This is a genomic window from Ruegeria sp. CDSC068 (assembly GCF_059610545.1).
Genome location: NZ_JBXWNV010000001.1, coordinates 246,055 through 262,654 on the forward strand (window position 1 = coordinate 246,055; position 16,600 = coordinate 262,654).

Here is a 16,600-nt window from a genome sequence, read left to right on the forward strand (position 1 = left end):
ACACCAGCAGGGATGTCGAACGTCTCGATTGCGACGTTTCCAATAGGAAACGCGTAGTTTCGCGACAAGTTGGCCTGTTGGATCGGCCAATTGGCGCTCGCAGTTGCGTCGGACATTCCGTATAAATTCCGCAATACCAAGGGGGAATGCAACAATGACCGGAGATTTGTCACCCATAGACAAAGCCAAATATGCCGCGGCGCTTCGGGCCGCTGACATGGTTCAGGACGGGATGCGCGTTGGGCTGGGCACCGGATCAACGGCCGCCTGGATGGTCCGCCGTCTGGGGGAGCGGGTGCAGGAGGAAGGTTTGCGGATCAAGGCTGTTCCGACCTCAACCCGCACCGCGCAACTGGCCCGTGAGTTGGGGATCGAGGTCGTCTCGCTGGATCAGGCGGGTTGGCTGGATCTGACCATCGACGGCGCGGATGAATTTGACGGCGATCTGAACCTAATCAAAGGCGGCGGCGGCGCGCATCTGCAGGAAAAGATCGTGGCCACGGCAAGCGATCAGATGATCGTCATTGCAGATGCCGGTAAAGAGGTCGAAACGCTAGGCGCGTTCCCGTTACCGGTCGAGGTTATCCCTTTTGGCTGGCAGACAACGCGAACGCTGATCCAAGAGGCGCTGGATACGATGGACGTTCTGGGCACTTCTGCCGCGCTGCGCATGAACGGAGAGGCGCCGTTTGTCACGGATGAGGGCAATCACATTCTGGACCTCCACCTTCAGCGCATCGGAAATGCCAGGCAACTGGCGCTGGTGCTTAATCAGGTCCCGGGTGTGGTCGAGAATGGTTTGTTCATCGACATCTGTGACAAAGTTGTGATCGGCCACGGCGATGGTCGGGTCGAGCTGCGCGATATCAACGATGGAACGATCGAACTTGATCAGGCGGTGGAGGCAGGCGAGAACTTGTTCTCGGATCTGGCGGATTAAGCGGAGCAGACACAGATCGCTTTTCTTCACTCGTTTTATTCGGACGCTACATTGCTTTGAGTGAAGTCGTGACCGCGAACGATTTGGGACACGTACAATTTGGCACTTGGTTTGACCAATCCAAGACGCGGAGGCCGCCGTTGAATAAAACAAATGCAACCATATCTGGGCGTTTGTTCACAACGCTGCAGCGGTTCCCTGCGCAAGTTCGAGCAACCGAAGAGGCCGGAGCCCCGGCGATCACTCTGGACAGCAGCGCGAGATAGAGTACACCCCATGCAAGGCCTGCGGGCGCTTGCGGAAATTTGGAAGAGGCAGGACAAATGAGCTTTGACTATGATCTGTTCGTTATCGGCGGAGGCTCAGGTGGGGTCCGGGCCGCACGTGTGGCAGCTGGTGAGAACGGTGCCAAAGTGGGGCTGGCCGAAGAAGACCGCTACGGCGGCACCTGTGTCATCCGAGGCTGTGTGCCCAAGAAGCTGATGGTCTTCGCCAGCGAATTCTCGGGTATGGTCGGTGATGCGCAAGCCTATGGCTGGGACATTCAGGCCGGTGCTTTGAACTGGGATACTTTTCACGGCAAGCTGGTGACTGAACTGGACCGGCTTGAAGGCATCTACCGCAATATCCTGAAAAACAACGGCGTCGAAAGCTTTGATCAACGTGCAACCGTAGTCGATCCACATACGGTCGAATTGGCGGATGGGACACGCAAGACAGCCAAACACATCCTGATCGCCACAGGCGGTCGTCCGGTCGTGCCCGAGTTTCCGGGATCGGACTTGGCGATCACGTCGAACGAGATCTTCCACCTTGAGAAGCTGCCAGAAAGCATTCTGATTGTCGGTGGCGGCTACATCGCCAGCGAGTTTGCCGGAATCATGAACGGGATGGGTGTCAAGACCACTCAATTCTATCGCGGTGCGCAAATTCTGCGAGGTTTCGACGAAGAAGCACGTGGCCTGATCTGCGAAGAGATGCGCCAGAACGGCATCGATGTTCGTTTGGGCACCAATGTGCTGGAAATGACCAAAGAAGGCGACAAGATCCGCGTCAAGGCCACCGATGGCACCGAGGATCAGTTCGACGTGGTCATGTACGCTACCGGGCGTGCCCCGAATGCGGATAATTTGGGCCTCGAGGCGCTGGGCGTGGAACGTGGCCGCAAAGGTGAGATCGTGGTGGATGAGTACAGCCAGACTGGCGTACCCTCGATCTATGCCATCGGCGACGTGACCGACCGCGTGAACCTGACACCCGTCGCGATCCGCGAGGGGATGGCCTTTGTCGAAACCGTGTTCAAAGGCAACCCGACTCCAGTGGATCATGAACTGATCCCGACTGCGATCTTTACCCAACCGGAATTCGGAACGGTAGGCCTAAGCGAAGAAGAAGGCGCGGCACAGGAACCGATTGAGGTTTACGCGACATCGTTCAAGCCAATGCAAAAAGCTTTTGCTGGTGGAACACAACGGGTGCTGATGAAGCTGATCGTCAGTCAGGCGACCCGTAAGGTTCTGGGCTGCCACATCGTCGCGCCGGGCGCGGGTGAGATGATCCAGCTGGCTGGCATTGCCGTAAAAATGGGCGCAACCAAGGAAGATTTCGACCGCACGGTTGCCGTTCATCCGGTGATGGCAGAGGAATTGGTAACAATGCGGCAACCTGTGCGCACTGCTTGATTTGCAACCGCGCGCACACAAGTTACAAGGGAACCCGTGATCACACGGTCCAACACAAGGGAATAGATACATATGGCGGGCAATAGCGGCGGCCCCTGGGGGGGCGGAGGCTCCTCGGGCGGCGGAGGAAATCGGGGTGACAACGGTGATGGGCGCAAGCCCCCCGAAGGCGATGGTCCGCAGATCCCCGAGATTGATGAGCTGATGAAGAAAGGCCAGGAACAGCTGCGCGTCCTTATGGGCGGCCGCGGCGGTTCAGGCCGAGGTGGCAACGGTCAGGGCTCTGGCGGCGGTGGCCCCATCTTCACAAAAGGTACGGTTCTTATTGGTGTCGTCGTCGCGGCGGTATTGTGGGGGGCGGCCAGTTTTTACACGGTCAAGCCCGAAGAACAGTCGGTTGAGTTGTTCCTCGGCGAATTCTCGGCCGTCGGAAATCCGGGTCTAAACTTTGCGCCGTGGCCTTTCGTTACAGCCGAAGTCATCCCGGTCACCCGCGAACAGAACGAAGATATGGGCGGTGCCCGCGGCAGTGATGATGGTTTGATGCTGACCGGCGACGAAAACGTGGTCGATATCGACTATCAAGTCGTCTGGAACATCAACGACCCTGCGAAGTTCCTGTTCAACTTGCGTGATCCGCGCCAAACGATCCGGGCGGTGTCGGAATCAGCGATGCGCGAGATCATCGCTCAAAGCGAGCTTGCACCGATCCTGAACCGGGATCGTGGTGTTATCGCGGATCGCTTGCAGGAATTGATCCAGTCCACAATGGACAGTTATGATTCAGGGATCAACATTGTCCGCGTCAACTTTGACAAAGCCGACCCGCCTCAGGATGTGATCGCCGCCTTCCGCGACGTTCAAGCTGCTGCGCAGGAACGGGACCGGTTGCAGAACGTAGCCGATGCCTATGCGAACAAGGTGTTGGCAGAAGCGCGCGGCGAAGCTGCGCAGGTTCTGGAAGAGGCAGAAGGATATCGTGCCCAACAGATCAACAGTGCGCGGGGTGAAGCCAGCCGCTTTAGCGCAGTTCTGGAAGAATACTCCAAAGCACCCGATGTGACGCGTAAGCGTCTGTATCTGGAGCGAATGGAGCAGATTCTGGGTGACGTTGACAAAATCATTCTGGACCAGAACTCATCCGGGCAAGGGCAGGGTGTTGTGCCCTATCTGCCGCTGAACGAGCTGCGTCGTAGCCCAGCCGGGGAGAGCAACTGATGCGTAAATCACCCATTATCCTCATTCTTGTCGTGATCCTTGGCGTCGTTGGCCTGTCTTCGATCTTCATCGTGGATGAACGTGAACGCGCGCTGGTCCTGCAATTTGGTCGTGTCGTCGCGGTCAAGGAAGACCCCGGTTTGGCGTTCAAAATCCCGGTGATTCAAGAAGTTGTCCGCTATGACGACCGTATCCTGTCTATTGACGTACAGCCCCTTGAGGTGACGCCTCTGGACGATCGGCGTCTGGTTGTCGATGCATTCGCACGTTACCGGATTTCAGATTTGAACCAGTTCCGCCAGGCCGTTGGTGTCGGTGGTATCCCGGTTGCCGAGGATCGTCTGGATCGTATTTTGCGGGCCGAAACCCGCGAAGTTCTGGGCTCGGTTTCGTCCCGTGACATCCTGAGCTCGGACCGTGCGGCACTGATGCTGCGCATCCGAAACAGCGCGATTGCCGAAGCACAGGCGCTGGGCGTGACTGTAATCGACGTGCGTTTGAAGGCGACCGACTTGCCACAGGCCAACCTTGAGGCGACCTTCGATCGCATGAAGGCCGAGCGGGAACGTGAAGCAACAGACGAACGTGCCCGTGGTAACGAGGCGGCGCAGCGTGTGCGTGCGCAAGCTGACCGGACCGTGGTGGAACTGGTGTCAGATGCCCGTCGTGAAGCCGAAATCACCCGTGGTGTAGCGGACGCCGAACGTAACGCGATCTTTGCGGAAGCCTATGGCGCGGACCCGGAGTTCTTTGAATTCTACCGTTCGCTGACCGCGTATGAGAACGCGTTGCAGGGCGGCAATAGCTCGTTGGTTCTGAGCCCGGATTCCGAGTTCTTCAACTACCTCGCTTCGCCGACCGGACGACCAGCTCCGGCTGCTGCGGCCTCCGAATAATGGGGCTGATCCTTCTGGCTTTCGGGCTGGTATTGATTGTAGAGGGGCTGGCCTATGCGCTGGCCCCTTCGCTTATTGAGCGCATGTTAGAGGCATTGCGGTCATTGCCCGAGCAGGCGCGGCGGCTGGTCGGTCTGCTGAGCGTAGTTAGTGGGTTTGTCCTGCTATGGGGGGCTTATCAGGTTGGGTTTTGATGCGGTGACCTCACTTGCAGGTGATTTCCCCGCGATCCCGAGTTGCGGGCAAGGACAAACCGACTACATTGGTTCCTGAGAAGATTTGCCCGAGGGCAGTTTTACAAGACTTGTTGACAAGGAGTTCCCAAGTGCAGGCACAAGCACGCAGTATTTCAGTCCGGCAGGACGAGGGTGTTGGTTTCATGCGGCTGATGTGGCTGGCCATTGCGGGGATGATTCTTGTTCTGGCCCAAGCCGTCGCAGCACAGGCGCGGAGCGAAAGCCTGGCGCCGCTGGCAGAAAAGATCAGCCCGGCCGTGGTCAACATTACCACCTCAACGTTGATTGAAGGCCAGACCGGCCCGCAGGGCATAGTGCCCGAGGGATCACCGTTCGAAGATTTCTTTCGCGATTTTCAGGACCGGAACGGTGATGATGAAAATCGCCCGCGCCGCAGCAACGCGCTGGGTTCGGGGTTCGTGATTTCCGAGGACGGCTACATCGTCACCAACAATCACGTGATCGCCGAGGCCGATGAAATCCTGGTGGAGTTCTTCCCCGGTGATGGACAGCCGCCTGAAGAACTGCCTGCCAAGGTGATAGGCACGGACGAGAAAACCGATATTGCGCTGCTGAAGGTCGAGGCCCCGGGCCCGCTGCAATACGTGCAGTTTGGCGACAGTGACGTCGCCCGTGTCGGTGATTGGGTTATTGCCATGGGCAACCCGTTGGGGCAGGGCTTCTCGGTTTCGGCCGGGATCGTTTCGGCCCGCAACAGGGCGCTGAGCGGTTCGTATGACGACTACATCCAGACCGACGCGGCCATCAACCGGGGCAACTCGGGCGGTCCGCTGTTCAACATGAATGGCGAAGTGATTGGTGTGAATACAGCGATTTTGTCGCCCAACGGCGGCTCGATCGGAATCGGCTTTTCAATGGCGTCCAACGTCGTGGTCAAGGTGGTCGACCAACTGCGTGAATTCGGCGAAACCCGCCGTGGTTGGCTGGGCGTTCGCATTCAGGACGTAACCGAGGACATGGCCGAGGCAATGGGGTTGGCCAAACCGGGCGGTGCGCTGATCAGCGATGTTCCGGATGGGCCGGCGAAAGATGCTGGTCTGCTGGCTGGTGACGTGATCCTCAGCTTTGATGGGGTCGAGGTCGAAGATACACGCGGCCTTGTGCGTCAGGTCGGCGAGACAACCGTGGGCAAAGCCGTGCGTGTTGTCGTGCATCGCGATGGCGGAACACAGACCGTCCTGGTTACTCTGGGGCGTCGTGAGGATGCCGAACGGGCCGATCAGGGCGAGGAGGAAACGTCTGAGGCTCCAACGGAAGAGAATGCTGACATTCTTGGTCTGACCATTTCGCCGCTGACGGACACGCTACGCACGGATCTTGGTCTGGAAGAAGACGCCGATGGGCTGGTTGTGACCGAAGTGGATGAAGCCTCTGAGGCGTTTTCCAAAGGGTTGCGCGCCGGCGATCTGATCACCGAGGCTGGACAGCAAAAGGTGACGTCGATTGAAGATCTGGAAGCACGCATGGAAGAAGCGCGTGAGGCCGGGCGTAAATCGCTGTTGTTGCTTGTACGACGCGGTGGCGACCCCCGCTTTGTGGCGCTGAGTTTGGGCGAGTAACGCACCACATCAAACGTTGTGACAAGGCCGGGGCAATGCCTCGGCCTTTTCCGTTCCACGTGGCGCTGAAAGTAAGTGAGCCACACGCCGGGGAGGCGCATGGCTCTGGTACAGGGAGAGGCCAGTGGACAGATATCGGGGATGATTCTCTGGCCCCCTACGGTAACAACTAAGACATTAGCTATTTTGGCATGCGCCGTATGTGAAGGAGGTCACAAGGTCAGATTAAGTCGGATTCGGCCAGTTCTTTTAGGGCGTTAAAGTCCTGGATCATCAACCCGCCTCGGGATGCCTCGACAACATTGTCGCGTTTCCAAGTGGAAATCGTCTTGGATACAGCCTCGCGCGTGGCACCGACGAACTCGGCCAATTCGCTTTGGGACAGGGTGATGCGCATGGCGGGGTCGTCCTGAAGGGCAGACAGATGCAGCAATTTGCGCGCCAGACGAATGGGCATCGGCAAGAACACTTGTTCGTTTAGCTGTGACCCCATCCAGCGCATGCGCAGGCCCGCCAGACGGATCATGTCGACGGCAAGATCGGGGTGCTGGCGGATCTGGTCCATCACGTCGCTGCGGCGCACGCGCAGCACGCTAGATGGCTCGGCCGCTGCTATTGTGGCGGTCCGCGGCCCGCTGTCGAACAACGCAATTTCGCCAAACACTTCGCCCGGCTTCATAAGGGTCAAAGACAGCTTGCGCCCGCTCATCGCAAGGAATGAAACCTCGAGCGTACCTTCAGAAATCACATACAGCGCATCGCCTTCGTCCCCCTGCTCAAACAGCACCTGGCCTTGATCCAAGGAAATCTCGGTCGCGAGTGCCGAAAGCATAGCCCTGAGTCGGTCTGATGCCTCGGACAGGAATCCGCTGTTTGGGAGTGCCTTCATGTGGTTGAGGGGTCTCCGGCTGCTGGTGTTGAGTGGTGCCCCAATGTTCCACAGCCGGGCTATTATTCCAAGGTTTTTATTGGTTTGCCTGATTGTGCGCTGTGTGACGGCTCAATATGAAAGCAAACGCTTAAGCTGCGCGCCGATTATCAGTGTTCGCCTATTGGTGGTCTGGATCATCCATGTAGCGTTGCAACAGACTGAACTGAAGCATCAGGAACGCCATCAGCGCGATCGGAAAGGCGAAAGTTTCAATTTTGACCCACAGGTCCGTCGACATGGTTCGCCAGACAAATTCATTGGCAACGGCCAGAACCGCAAAGCAGCCGCACAACCGGCGGGTCAGGATCATCCAGCCCTCATGGCGCATCGGCAGCATATCTTCGAGGACATAGGCCAGGTAGGATTTCCCTTGCAGAAGGCCAATTCCAAGGATGACCGAGAAAAAACCGTAAACCAGCGTGGTTTTCATCTTGAAGAACCGCTCATCATTGAACCAAGCGGTCAGGCCCCCAAAGAAGATGACCATGAAGGCGGTGAATATCTGCATCCGGCTCAGTTTGCCGGTCAGGACCCAGAGGATGCCCATGGCGGCCAGCATCAGCGGGACGAAGATGATCGTCGCAATGATAAAGCCTGAATATTCAATGCCTCCGATCAGGAAACTGTCGTCACGCAGACGTAGGTAGATGAAGAAAAAGGCCAGTGGCGGCCCAAGCTCTAACGCTTGTTTCAGAAATGGATTGATTTCTTTTTTGCCTGGCATGTCGGTTTCCTGATTTTTACCCGCCCATTTCAACTATTACGGCGCCCAATGCAATCAATGCCATCAGCGCGACCCGTCTTGGCCCCACAGTTTCTTTTAGCACCAGCCACCCGATTAGGGCCGCAAAGACCGTCGAGGTTTCACGTAGGACGGCGGCTTCGCCGACCTTGTCCAGGCGGGTGGCCAGCATGATTGCTCCGAAGGACATAGGGGCGATGATGCCTCCGGCCAAGCCCCGCAACATCAATGGTCCAACGGCAGGGCGGTTGATCATGGCGCGCCATCTGAGGAATGCGTAAATCGGCATCGCAAAACCGTCGATCATGAAAAACCACGCCAGAAAGGTGAACGGGTCGGCGGTGGCCCGGATACCATAGGCGTCATAAGTGGTGTAGAGCGCGACAAATAGGCCGGTTGCGAAGGCCAGTATAAGCGCGATGCCCAGCGTTTCCCGGTTGGTTTCCAGAAAACGCAAATTATAGGCGGCCAGTCCGAAGATACCGGCCAGCAGGACCAAAACGCCAAACCATTGAATCCCGGTAAAGGTCTCGCCGAAGAGAAGATAGGCGCCGATGACCGTGAATAGGGGGCCAGTGCCGCGTACGACCGGGTAGACGACAGTGTATGAACCCTTTGTATAGGCCATGGCCTGAAGGACCTTGTAGGCGATGTGGATCACCCAGACCACGGCGAAGATGGACCACATGTAGGGTTCAGGCCACGGCACCACGAAAAAGGCAAAAGGGGCGGCCATCAGGCAATAGCAGGCGTCGATTGCCCCACGGGACAGCCAGGGATCGTGGCGGCCCTTCTGCAGCGCGCCAAATACAGCATGCAGGAAGGCGGCCATCAGAGCGAGGCCAAGAGCCAGCTGATGGCCCGCTTCGGTGCCTTCGAGAGAAATCAGCCAGTCGCTCAAATGTCAGTCTTTTCGCTGGGTGGAGAGGCCGGGGGTTTTCCACCCTCAGACCCCCGGAGGATATTTAGGGCCAGATGAAAGGGGGATCAGGTTCGGTCCAGGCCAGTGAGGGCGGCGGCGAACTCTTCAGGGTCGAAGGGGGCGAGGTCGTCGATCTGTTCTCCGACGCCTATGGCATGGATTGGCAGGCCGAACTTGTCGGCCAGTGCCACCAATACGCCACCTTTGGCGGTGCCGTCGAGTTTGGTCATCACCAGGCCCGACACGTCAGCGAGATCGCGGAATGTCCGGACCTGGCTCAGCGCGTTCTGGCCCGTGGTGGCATCCAGCACCAGCAGCGTGTTGTGCGGGGCGGTCTCGTCGATTTTGCGGATCACGCGGACGATCTTGGCCAGTTCCTCCATCAGATCCGATCGGTTTTGCAGGCGCCCGGCCGTGTCGATCATCAGCAGGTCTGCACCGTCTTGCTGCGCGCGGGTCAGGGCGTCGAAAGCCAATGAGGCCGGGTCTGACCCTTCGGGTGCGGTCAGCACTGGCACACCGGCGCGGTCGCCCCAGACTTGTAGCTGCTCGACGGCGGCTGCGCGGAATGTGTCCCCGGCGGCGATGACGACCTTTTTGCCCGCGGCTTTGAACTGGCTGGCGAGCTTGCCGATGGTCGTGGTTTTGCCGGACCCGTTGACGCCAACGACCAGCACGACCTGCGGGCGCTTGGGGTAGATGGGCAGAGGCTTGGCAACCGGTTCCATCACACGGGCGACTTCCTGGGCGAGCAATTGCTTGATCTCTTGCGTGGAGAGTTTCCGGCCCAATCGCCCCTCGGCCATGTTGGATGTGACCCGCAAAGCGGTGTCGACGCCCATATCCGAGGCGATCAGCAGTTCCTCTAGCTGCTCAAGCATATCGTCGTCCAACGTACGACGGATGACGGCCTTGGCTTCGTTCCGGCCAAACAGGCGTCCCAACACCCCTTTGGATGGCGCGGCCTCAGGCGGGGGCGGAGCAGGGGTTGGGTCGACCGGCGCGGGTTCAGGTGTTTCGACCGGCTGTGGCACAGGGGCGGGTTCAGGTGTCTCTGGCACGGGCTGCGGAATTTCGGGAACCGGTTCCGGCTGCGGCTCAGGCTCGGGGATAACTGGATCGGGGGCGGTCGTTTCCTCGCCACCGTCTTCGACGATGGCATCCAGCCCCTGTTCGAGGCGGGACGAGGATTTGAACAGCTTGTCCTTGAGCTTTGAGAAAAACGCCATTTTTAGTCTCCGCAGGTGTTCCTCTCACCTAATGCGGATTTGCGGCAGTTGCAAAGGGTCACAAAAACGCAATCAACAGCCCCGCTTGCGCGCCCCAGTATAGGATCCAGATCATACAGGGCGTGATGCGTAGCGCCGGATGGCCGTTAGGTAGCAGAAACTTTTCAGTCGCCAGTATCAGGTCCGACGCGATGAAGGCCAGTGCGGCGGGCAGGGCCCAGCGTAACGCGCCCGCCTCGGGCAAGGCGAGGACCGTAATGCCCATGCCAAGGATGATCGGGATATAGCCCAGAACCGGTATCTTGAGGTCACCGGCGCGGGGGGCGAGCAGGGTTGCAGCAACGATCCCGAGGATGATCAGCGACCAAAAGATGCCGGGCTTGTCGAAGATCAGAGCGGTGTCGCTGGATGGGTGGCTGAGGAACAGAGCGATATAGGCCAGGTGGCCTGCTGCAAATGCACCAATCCCTGCCATGAAGGTCGAGTCCGTCTCGCGTGATAACAGCGCGTCACCCAAGGCGCACAGGACTAGCGCAAGGGTCAGTAGCATGGGGGCGCCACTTAAGACAGCAACCAGCGCCAGTAGCGCGACAGAGGCCGTCTTGAAGAGGGATCGCAGGGGGCTGGCCGGGCGCGGTGACATCGGCAAATAGGCCAGCGCGCTCGCGGCAGCGATCCAGAAAAAAGCGGTTGTCATCAAATGTCCCCCATTTGGCTTTTTTTGGCAGCATCACCGGGATCGCCATTACAACTCAAGCGGTGACGTTAAGGCAGCCGGTTTTAGGGGATTGTCTGTTGGCGATGCTGACCGGCATCTGTCAGAATGTTCCCATGCTCAGGCGTATTGCGATTCTTCTGACACTTTCTGCGCAGACGGCAGCGGCTCAGTCAGCTTTGTCTGGGGCTGAATTCGACAGTTATACGCGCGGAAAAACCATGTTCTATGGGTTTCAGGGAACGGTTTACGGCGTCGAACGCTATTTGCCCAATCGCCGCGTGATCTGGTCTTTTCTGGACGGCAATTGCAAAGAGGGTGTCTGGTACGAACAAGCGGGCCAGATCTGCTTTGTCTACGAAGACCGGATTGACCCGCAATGCTGGGTCTTTACCAAGTCTGACGGGGGCCTGATCGCCTTGTTCGAGGGCAACTCGGACGCCACCGAGCTGTACGAGGCCGAGGACATCAATGAAGAAATGGTTTGTCTCGGCCCTGAAGTCGGGGTCTGAAGGCGCATTCGGCTAGAACAGCGAGCCCTGGTCCGGTGCATCTTTCTTTGCTGACTTCTTAGGGGCCGCCGGTGAAGTCGTGGGCTGGCCCGTATTCAGCAGACCATCTGCGAATTCGATCTCGAATGCGCTGTGTTTTGACGCCTGTTTCTTGGTTGTCAGAACCTCGCCCTCAGCTCGGACCACAGCGTAGCCACGCTGTAACGTCGCCTTGTAGCTAAGTGTTTCACGCAAGCGATCAGCGGCGTCCAGCTGTTGCCGCATCCGATCCAGGCGCGTGGCCTGTGCCGCGTTCATACGGTCGGCTAACCTGTTGATATTCTGCTTTTGTTGTTCGATCTCTCTGTGGATTGGGCGCAGAGACAGACGGGATGACAGGTTGCGTAAGGCCTCGTTTCTGGTCGAAACGAGATTGCGCAACGTCGACGGGCGCAGATGTGCGGACAGCTCGACGACCTGCAGACGTCGGTTCTGGACGCCGCGATTCAGTGCGGGCGCCAGCCGATCTGCAATCAAATCAAGTCGTTGGCGTGGAGTGTTCAACAAACTATCCGGGCGAGGCAACGCGCGGGACAGATCACGAAGCCGTTGAGACCGCCTTTGAACCGCATCCGTAGCGGCACGAGACAGACGCGCGCCTTGCTCACCTGTCCAGGCCAGTATTTCCATTCGAACCGGCACGGCAAGCTCGGCCGCGGCGGTCGGTGTTGGCGCGCGGCGGTCTGATACAAAGTCGATCAGCGTCGTATCTGTTTCGTGACCAACGGCTGAAATCAGAGGAATGTCCGAAGCGGCCGTCGCACGCGCGACAATTTCTTCGTTAAAGCCCCAAAGATCCTCGATCGACCCGCCCCCCCGGGCGACAATGATCAGGTCGGGGCGGGGCAGTGAACCGCCAGGTGTCAGCTTGTTGAACCCTTCGATGGCCCGCGCAACCTCGGGCGCGCAGTTGGAGCCCTGTACAGCGACGGGCCAGATCAGCACCTTGCGCGGGAAGCGATCTCGCAGGCGGTGCAGGATGTCCCGGATCACAGCACCAGATGGTGAGGTCACCACGCCAATGATCTGCGGCAGGTACGGCAGAGGCTTTTTCCGTTCGGGCGCAAACAGACCTTCAGCCTCGAGCTGTTTCTTGCGCTTTTCCAGCAAGGCCATAAGTGCGCCTTGCCCGGCGACCGCGACCTCATCGACGTTCAGGTTGTATTTCGATTGCGCGCCAAAGGCCGTCAGACGACCGGTGACGACAACCTCAAGACCTTCTTCCGGCACCACGGATAGGCCCGAAACCTGACCTTTCCAGGTGGTGCAGGCCAAAACGTTCCGGTCGTCCTTGATGTCATAGTACAGATGCCCCGAACGCGCCGTAAACACGCGTCCGACTTCACCGCGCACACGGATTCGCCCAAACGTGCCTTCGAGCGTGCGTTTCACCTCACCCGAGATGTCCGAAACGGTATATTCTGGTGTGTTTTGGCCCGGGATCGGGTCATCAAGCAGGTCGGACATTTCAGCGCCTTGTGTCAAATGCCCGGCCAGCTTAGAACGCCCGGAAGGCGAGGCCAAGCAGATCGGAGACCTTAATGAACATCCTTATTCTCGGCAGCGGCGGGCGGGAACACAGCCTCGCCTGGGCGGTGATGCAAAATCCCAAATGTGACCGACTGATCGTGGCGCCGGGAAATGCAGGGATTGCACAAATTGCCGAGTGCGCGGCACTGGATGTCGAAAACGGCGGTGCGGTTGTCAGCTTTGCCGAAGAGAATGCAATTGATTTCGTGATTGTCGGCCCCGAAGCGCCCCTGGCCGCTGGCGTCGCGGATCGTCTGCGTGAAGCGGGTGTGCTGGTCTTTGGCCCGTCCGCCGATGCTGCGCAGTTGGAAGCATCGAAGAGTTTCACCAAGGAAATCTGTGACGCGTCGAACGCTCCGACCGCAGCCTATGCAAGGTTCACCGAGGCCGAGCCTGCCAAGGCTTACGTCCGCGAACAGGGCACGCCGATCGTGGTCAAAGCCGATGGTTTGGCGGCAGGCAAGGGTGTGATCGTCGCCATGGACGAACAGACCGCGCTGGAGGGCATCGACGACATGTTCGGCGGCGCTTTTGGTGGCGCAGGGGCCGAGGTGGTGATTGAGGAGTTCATGGAGGGCGAAGAGGCATCTCTCTTCGTCTTGTGTGATGGCGAGGACATTCTGTCCATCGGCACCGCGCAGGATCACAAGCGCGTGGGAGAAGGCGACACGGGCCCAAACACAGGCGGTATGGGGGCGTATTCCCCAGCCCCGGTCCTGAGTGCCGAGATCGAGGCGCGCGCGATGGAAGAGATCGTGCGCCCGACCATGGCCGAGATGAAGCGCCGGGGCATGCCATTTCAAGGCGTTTTGTATGCGGGGTTGATGATCAAGGATGCCCAACCGAGGTTGGTCGAATACAACGTCCGCTTTGGTGACCCGGAATGCCAGGTTCTGATGATGCGGCTTGGTGCCCAGGTTCTGGACCTGCTTCATGCCGCGGCCGAGGGCCGTTTGAGCGAGACACAGGTAAACTGGGCCGACGATCATGCGATCACTGTTGTGATGGCGGCACAGGGGTATCCGGGTTCCTACGTAAAAGGATCTGCGATCAAGGGCTTGGATGCGCTTCCTGAGGACAGCGGCAACATGGTCTTTCACGCTGGCACTAAGGCCGTTGATGGGCAGGTTCAAGCCGCAGGCGGGCGCGTGCTGAATGTGACCTCGCGCGGGAATACTCTGCAAGAGGCGCGCGATCGGGCATATGCGATGATTGAAGGTGTGGATTGGCCCGAAGGCTTTTACCGCCGCGATATCGGCTGGCGGGCTCTTTGAACAGTCGGTAGGTCAGGGGGCTTTGCCCCTTCGGCCTATCGCCTCACTCACAGGAAATTTTTAGCCAGATGAAGAGGCGGATCAGCACTTGAGCGCGTTGTTCAGGCTTTTGGGGCCGGTAAACGCGCCGAGGTCGCGGGTGGTCCAGTCGTTTTCGTAAGTGACGCTGATGACGCGGGTCCAGTTGCCGTTGGCGAGGATCAGTTCCGGAGTGCCGCCGCAATCGCGCAGACCGCCGGAGATGAAATCTTCTCCAATACGGTGATTGGTGAGATTGGGCAGCGATGCGATTTCGGTCAGCTCGCCGTCTGCAAATCGCCATATGCGCAGGGTTTTGGCCAAGTGAGGGCGATCGACATAGGCGATCTCGACGTTGCCGTCGCCATCCATGTCGGCCGCTCCGACCGGAGCGAGCCAGCGAAAGCGGGTTCCGATGTAGGGCGTAGCGGCAATCAGGCCGCCGCCATTGTAGATTGCAAGCCGTGCACCTTTGTCACGATGGCTTTCAACCACCAGAGCTTCGCGACGGCCATCGTTGTCAATATCAATCAGGCGCGGTCGGATATCTTCGAAAACGCGCTCTTTTGGCAGCCGGATAGTGTATTTCGCCCATTCCGGCGCATATTGCAGGATCAGGGTGCCGTATTCAATCTGATCACCGAGTACCCCGTGCGGGTATCGCGCAGTGGGTTCGGAGTACTCTGCCGAACCCAGCGGCTCATACTGCCATGGCTGCTGAGATCTTGTCTGGCTCGGAAAGATTCCAATTGCGATCGCGGCTGCCGCGATCGCTTTGAAAAGCATCAGATCTGCTTTTCGGGCATTTGAACAACCAGCCCGTCCAATTCGTCAGTGACCTTGATCTGGCAGGTCAGGCGCGAGCGGGCCGGGTCGGGTTCAAAGGCGAAATCCAGCATGTCCTCTTCCATGTCGTCCTTGGCCGGAACCTTCTCGACCCAGTCGGGGTGGATATAGACATGGCAGGTCGAACAGGCGCAGGCGCCGCCGCAATCGGCCTCGATGCCGGGGATATTGTTGTCACGGGCCCCTTCCATGACGGTCAGGCCGCTGGCGACTTCGACTGTATGTTCGGTACCGCCGTGCTCGACATAGGTAATCTTTGCCATTGCGTGCGTCTTCCTCTTTCGCTTGTCGAATTCTTCCATAGTGAAGGCATTTAGGTCTTTCCAGCCTCATTTGCGACTCGTCACGCCGCCTATGGACTTTCCTTGCGTTTGTTCTATTTTTGTTCTCATGAATGCGTTACCTACCTGCCCTGTGTCTTCGGACCGGAACTGGCCGCGCCCGCCCGCGTGTCTGCCCGCCAACCGGTTGAACGACCCGCCCGAGGGCGCGCTGGTGGCGGTCGCGGGGCTGGTGATCCTGCGGCAGAGGCCCGGGACGGCCAAGGGGGTGATCTTTGTCACGCTCGAGGATGAGACCGGTATCGTGAACGTGGTGGTCTGGCGCAAAATTTACGAAACCTTCCGCCGGGCGGTGATCTCGGGGCGGCTGCTGCGGGTCACGGGCCGGATGCAGCGGGCGCATTCGGTGACCCATGTGATCGCGGAAGAGGTTGAGGATATCTCGGGCATGCTGGATGTGCTGGTGCGGGGGGAGGGATAGGTCCGCTATGCGGGACATGGCAGCCACTTGGTTTTCGAAATCAAATGGCCGCTATGATCTCACCTATGCAGCTGCGGTTGCTTCTATCTCAAACAGCAATCCGGGGATAGCGAGGCGTGTGACACCCAGCAAGGTCATGGGCGGGGCGACCCGATGCGGGCCAAAGCGCATCCCCAGCAGATCGAAGTTCTTCAATGCCTCATCCACATCAGTGGCATAGACGCCCAGCTTGATGACATTACTCAGATCCATGCCAGCTTCTTTGATTAAGGCTTCCAGATTGTCCAGGGCCAAATTGATCTGCGCACGCATATCGCTAGGGTGCTGGGGCGCGCCGTTCTCGTCCACCGCTGTCTGCCCTGCGCAAATGACCAGACGTGTCGTGCCTTTGATCACCTCGGCCTGATTGTAGCCAAGTTTGAGCGACCACTCCCAGGGATTCACTGCTGTCCGTTCCATGTCGAATTCTCCATTTTTTGCTTTTCTGGAAACGGTTTAAATCAAAACAGTGACAAAAGTTGTCACCGT

Annotated in this window: 18 protein-coding genes; 9 read left to right on the forward strand and 9 right to left on the reverse strand. The window is 58.6% G+C overall.

Annotation, left to right across the window (positions count from 1 at the left end; genetic code table 11):
• The first annotated feature begins 154 nt into the window (after positions 1–154).
• The 6 genes from rpiA (at position 155) to AC2FID_RS01185 (ending at position 6,552) form a co-directional block, all read left to right on the forward strand.
• Entirely contained in the window at positions 155–940 is a 786-nt protein-coding gene (gene rpiA, locus AC2FID_RS01160) for a ribose-5-phosphate isomerase RpiA (RefSeq protein ID WP_496753592.1), read from the forward strand.
• Between the two features lie 323 nt (positions 941–1,263).
• Positions 1,264–2,622, forward strand: a complete 1,359-nt coding sequence (gene gor / locus AC2FID_RS01165; RefSeq protein WP_496835022.1) for a glutathione-disulfide reductase — start codon at positions 1,264–1,266, stop codon at positions 2,620–2,622.
• Between the two features lie 72 nt (positions 2,623–2,694).
• Complete coding sequence (hflK, locus tag AC2FID_RS01170; protein WP_108858948.1) at positions 2,695–3,840, forward strand: FtsH protease activity modulator HflK; 1,146 nt, start codon at positions 2,695–2,697, stop codon at positions 3,838–3,840.
• Entirely contained in the window at positions 3,840–4,736 is an 897-nt protein-coding gene (hflC, locus tag AC2FID_RS01175; protein ID WP_108858947.1) for a protease modulator HflC, read from the forward strand. Before hflK ends, hflC begins: the two co-directional genes overlap by 1 nt.
• Positions 4,736–4,930, forward strand: coding sequence for a DUF2065 domain-containing protein (locus AC2FID_RS01180; RefSeq protein ID WP_496704414.1), 195 nt, complete (start codon positions 4,736–4,738; stop codon positions 4,928–4,930). Before hflC ends, AC2FID_RS01180 begins: the two co-directional genes overlap by 1 nt.
• A gap of 185 nt (positions 4,931–5,115) precedes the next feature.
• Positions 5,116–6,552: a Do family serine endopeptidase gene (locus AC2FID_RS01185; RefSeq protein WP_496754752.1), complete on the forward strand. Its 1,437-nt coding sequence runs from the start codon at positions 5,116–5,118 to the stop codon at positions 6,550–6,552.
• A 220-nt stretch (positions 6,553–6,772) separates the two neighbouring features.
• Here the strand turns inward: AC2FID_RS01185 and AC2FID_RS01190 are convergent, their stop codons facing one another.
• The 5 genes from AC2FID_RS01190 to AC2FID_RS01210 all read right to left on the reverse strand — a co-directional run bounded on the left by AC2FID_RS01190 (position 6,773) and on the right by AC2FID_RS01210 (position 11,073).
• The gene (locus tag AC2FID_RS01190) at positions 6,773–7,441 is read right to left on the reverse strand and encodes a Crp/Fnr family transcriptional regulator (RefSeq protein WP_058274845.1); all 669 of its coding nucleotides are present in this window, start codon (positions 7,439–7,441) and stop codon (positions 6,773–6,775) included.
• Positions 7,442–7,601: 160 nt separating this feature from the next.
• Positions 7,602–8,207 (reverse strand): inner membrane-spanning protein YciB, encoded by a 606-nt coding sequence (locus AC2FID_RS01195; RefSeq protein ID WP_058274883.1) that lies wholly within the window; start codon positions 8,205–8,207, stop codon positions 7,602–7,604.
• A gap of 16 nt (positions 8,208–8,223) precedes the next feature.
• A complete protein-coding gene (locus AC2FID_RS01200; protein WP_496835026.1) occupies positions 8,224–9,126 on the reverse strand; it encodes a DMT family transporter in 903 nt (300 codons plus the stop codon).
• 86 nt (positions 9,127–9,212) lie between these two features.
• Positions 9,213–10,376 (reverse strand): signal recognition particle-docking protein FtsY, encoded by a 1,164-nt coding sequence (gene ftsY / locus AC2FID_RS01205; RefSeq protein ID WP_496835028.1) that lies wholly within the window; start codon positions 10,374–10,376, stop codon positions 9,213–9,215.
• Positions 10,377–10,434: 58 nt separating this feature from the next.
• Positions 10,435–11,073: a lysoplasmalogenase family protein gene (locus AC2FID_RS01210; protein WP_496835030.1), complete on the reverse strand. Its 639-nt coding sequence runs from the start codon at positions 11,071–11,073 to the stop codon at positions 10,435–10,437.
• Between the two features lie 104 nt (positions 11,074–11,177).
• Here AC2FID_RS01210 and AC2FID_RS01215 point away from each other — a divergent pair, with 104 nt between their 5' ends.
• A complete protein-coding gene (locus tag AC2FID_RS01215) occupies positions 11,178–11,603 on the forward strand; it encodes a hypothetical protein (protein WP_282118867.1) in 426 nt (141 codons plus the stop codon).
• 12 nt (positions 11,604–11,615) lie between these two features.
• Here AC2FID_RS01215 and xseA read toward each other — a convergent pair whose 3' ends face one another.
• Positions 11,616–13,109, reverse strand: a complete 1,494-nt coding sequence (gene xseA, locus AC2FID_RS01220) for an exodeoxyribonuclease VII large subunit (protein ID WP_496835032.1) — start codon at positions 13,107–13,109, stop codon at positions 11,616–11,618.
• 74 nt (positions 13,110–13,183) lie between these two features.
• On the opposite strand from xseA, the gene purD reads away from it, so the two are divergent.
• Positions 13,184–14,446 carry a phosphoribosylamine--glycine ligase gene (gene purD / locus AC2FID_RS01225; RefSeq protein WP_496835034.1) on the forward strand — a complete coding sequence of 421 codons (1,263 nt, stop codon included), beginning with the start codon at positions 13,184–13,186 and terminating at the stop codon, positions 14,444–14,446.
• An 81-nt stretch (positions 14,447–14,527) separates the two neighbouring features.
• On the opposite strand, the gene AC2FID_RS01230 is transcribed toward purD, so the two are convergent.
• Positions 14,528–15,250, reverse strand: a complete 723-nt coding sequence (locus tag AC2FID_RS01230; protein WP_472723506.1) for an FG-GAP repeat domain-containing protein — start codon at positions 15,248–15,250, stop codon at positions 14,528–14,530.
• Entirely contained in the window at positions 15,250–15,573 is a 324-nt protein-coding gene (locus AC2FID_RS01235; protein WP_058273927.1) for a 2Fe-2S iron-sulfur cluster-binding protein, read from the reverse strand. The genes AC2FID_RS01230 and AC2FID_RS01235 overlap by 1 nt, the downstream gene beginning before the upstream one ends.
• 127 nt (positions 15,574–15,700) lie before the next feature.
• Here AC2FID_RS01235 and AC2FID_RS01240 point away from each other — a divergent pair, with 127 nt between their 5' ends.
• Positions 15,701–16,072 carry an OB-fold nucleic acid binding domain-containing protein gene (locus AC2FID_RS01240; protein ID WP_496835037.1) on the forward strand — a complete coding sequence of 124 codons (372 nt, stop codon included), beginning with the start codon at positions 15,701–15,703 and terminating at the stop codon, positions 16,070–16,072.
• A 63-nt stretch (positions 16,073–16,135) separates the two neighbouring features.
• Here AC2FID_RS01240 and AC2FID_RS01245 read toward each other — a convergent pair whose 3' ends face one another.
• On the reverse strand, positions 16,136–16,531 hold the full coding sequence (locus tag AC2FID_RS01245) for a RidA family protein (protein WP_282168572.1): 396 nt from the start codon (positions 16,529–16,531) through the stop codon (positions 16,136–16,138).
• Positions 16,532–16,600: the final 69 nt, after the last annotated feature.

Excerpts from the sequence above, each read along its gene's own strand:
- hflC (WP_108858947.1), top strand. The coding sequence starts at position 3,840 with ATGCGTAAATCACCCATTATCCTCATTCTTGTCGTGATCCTTGGCGTC.
- gor (WP_496835022.1), top strand. The coding sequence starts at position 1,264 with ATGAGCTTTGACTATGATCTGTTCGTTATCGGCGGAGGCTCAGGTGGG.
- AC2FID_RS01230 (WP_472723506.1), bottom strand. The coding sequence starts at position 15,250 with ATGCTTTTCAAAGCGATCGCGGCAGCCGCGATCGCAATTGGAATCTTT.
- AC2FID_RS01210 (WP_496835030.1), bottom strand. The coding sequence starts at position 11,073 with ATGACAACCGCTTTTTTCTGGATCGCTGCCGCGAGCGCGCTGGCCTAT.
- hflK (WP_108858948.1), top strand. The coding sequence starts at position 2,695 with ATGGCGGGCAATAGCGGCGGCCCCTGGGGGGGCGGAGGCTCCTCGGGC.
- AC2FID_RS01185 (WP_496754752.1), top strand. The coding sequence starts at position 5,116 with ATGCGGCTGATGTGGCTGGCCATTGCGGGGATGATTCTTGTTCTGGCC.
- rpiA (WP_496753592.1), top strand. The coding sequence starts at position 155 with ATGACCGGAGATTTGTCACCCATAGACAAAGCCAAATATGCCGCGGCG.
- ftsY (WP_496835028.1), bottom strand. The coding sequence starts at position 10,376 with ATGGCGTTTTTCTCAAAGCTCAAGGACAAGCTGTTCAAATCCTCGTCC.
- AC2FID_RS01180 (WP_496704414.1), top strand. The coding sequence starts at position 4,736 with ATGGGGCTGATCCTTCTGGCTTTCGGGCTGGTATTGATTGTAGAGGGG.
- AC2FID_RS01195 (WP_058274883.1), bottom strand. The coding sequence starts at position 8,207 with ATGCCAGGCAAAAAAGAAATCAATCCATTTCTGAAACAAGCGTTAGAG.
- AC2FID_RS01235 (WP_058273927.1), bottom strand. The coding sequence starts at position 15,573 with ATGGCAAAGATTACCTATGTCGAGCACGGCGGTACCGAACATACAGTC.
- AC2FID_RS01245 (WP_282168572.1), bottom strand. The coding sequence starts at position 16,531 with ATGGAACGGACAGCAGTGAATCCCTGGGAGTGGTCGCTCAAACTTGGC.
- xseA (WP_496835032.1), bottom strand. The coding sequence starts at position 13,109 with ATGTCCGACCTGCTTGATGACCCGATCCCGGGCCAAAACACACCAGAA.
- purD (WP_496835034.1), top strand. The coding sequence starts at position 13,184 with ATGAACATCCTTATTCTCGGCAGCGGCGGGCGGGAACACAGCCTCGCC.
- AC2FID_RS01215 (WP_282118867.1), top strand. The coding sequence starts at position 11,178 with ATGCTGACCGGCATCTGTCAGAATGTTCCCATGCTCAGGCGTATTGCG.
- AC2FID_RS01190 (WP_058274845.1), bottom strand. The coding sequence starts at position 7,441 with ATGAAGGCACTCCCAAACAGCGGATTCCTGTCCGAGGCATCAGACCGA.
- AC2FID_RS01240 (WP_496835037.1), top strand. The coding sequence starts at position 15,701 with ATGAATGCGTTACCTACCTGCCCTGTGTCTTCGGACCGGAACTGGCCG.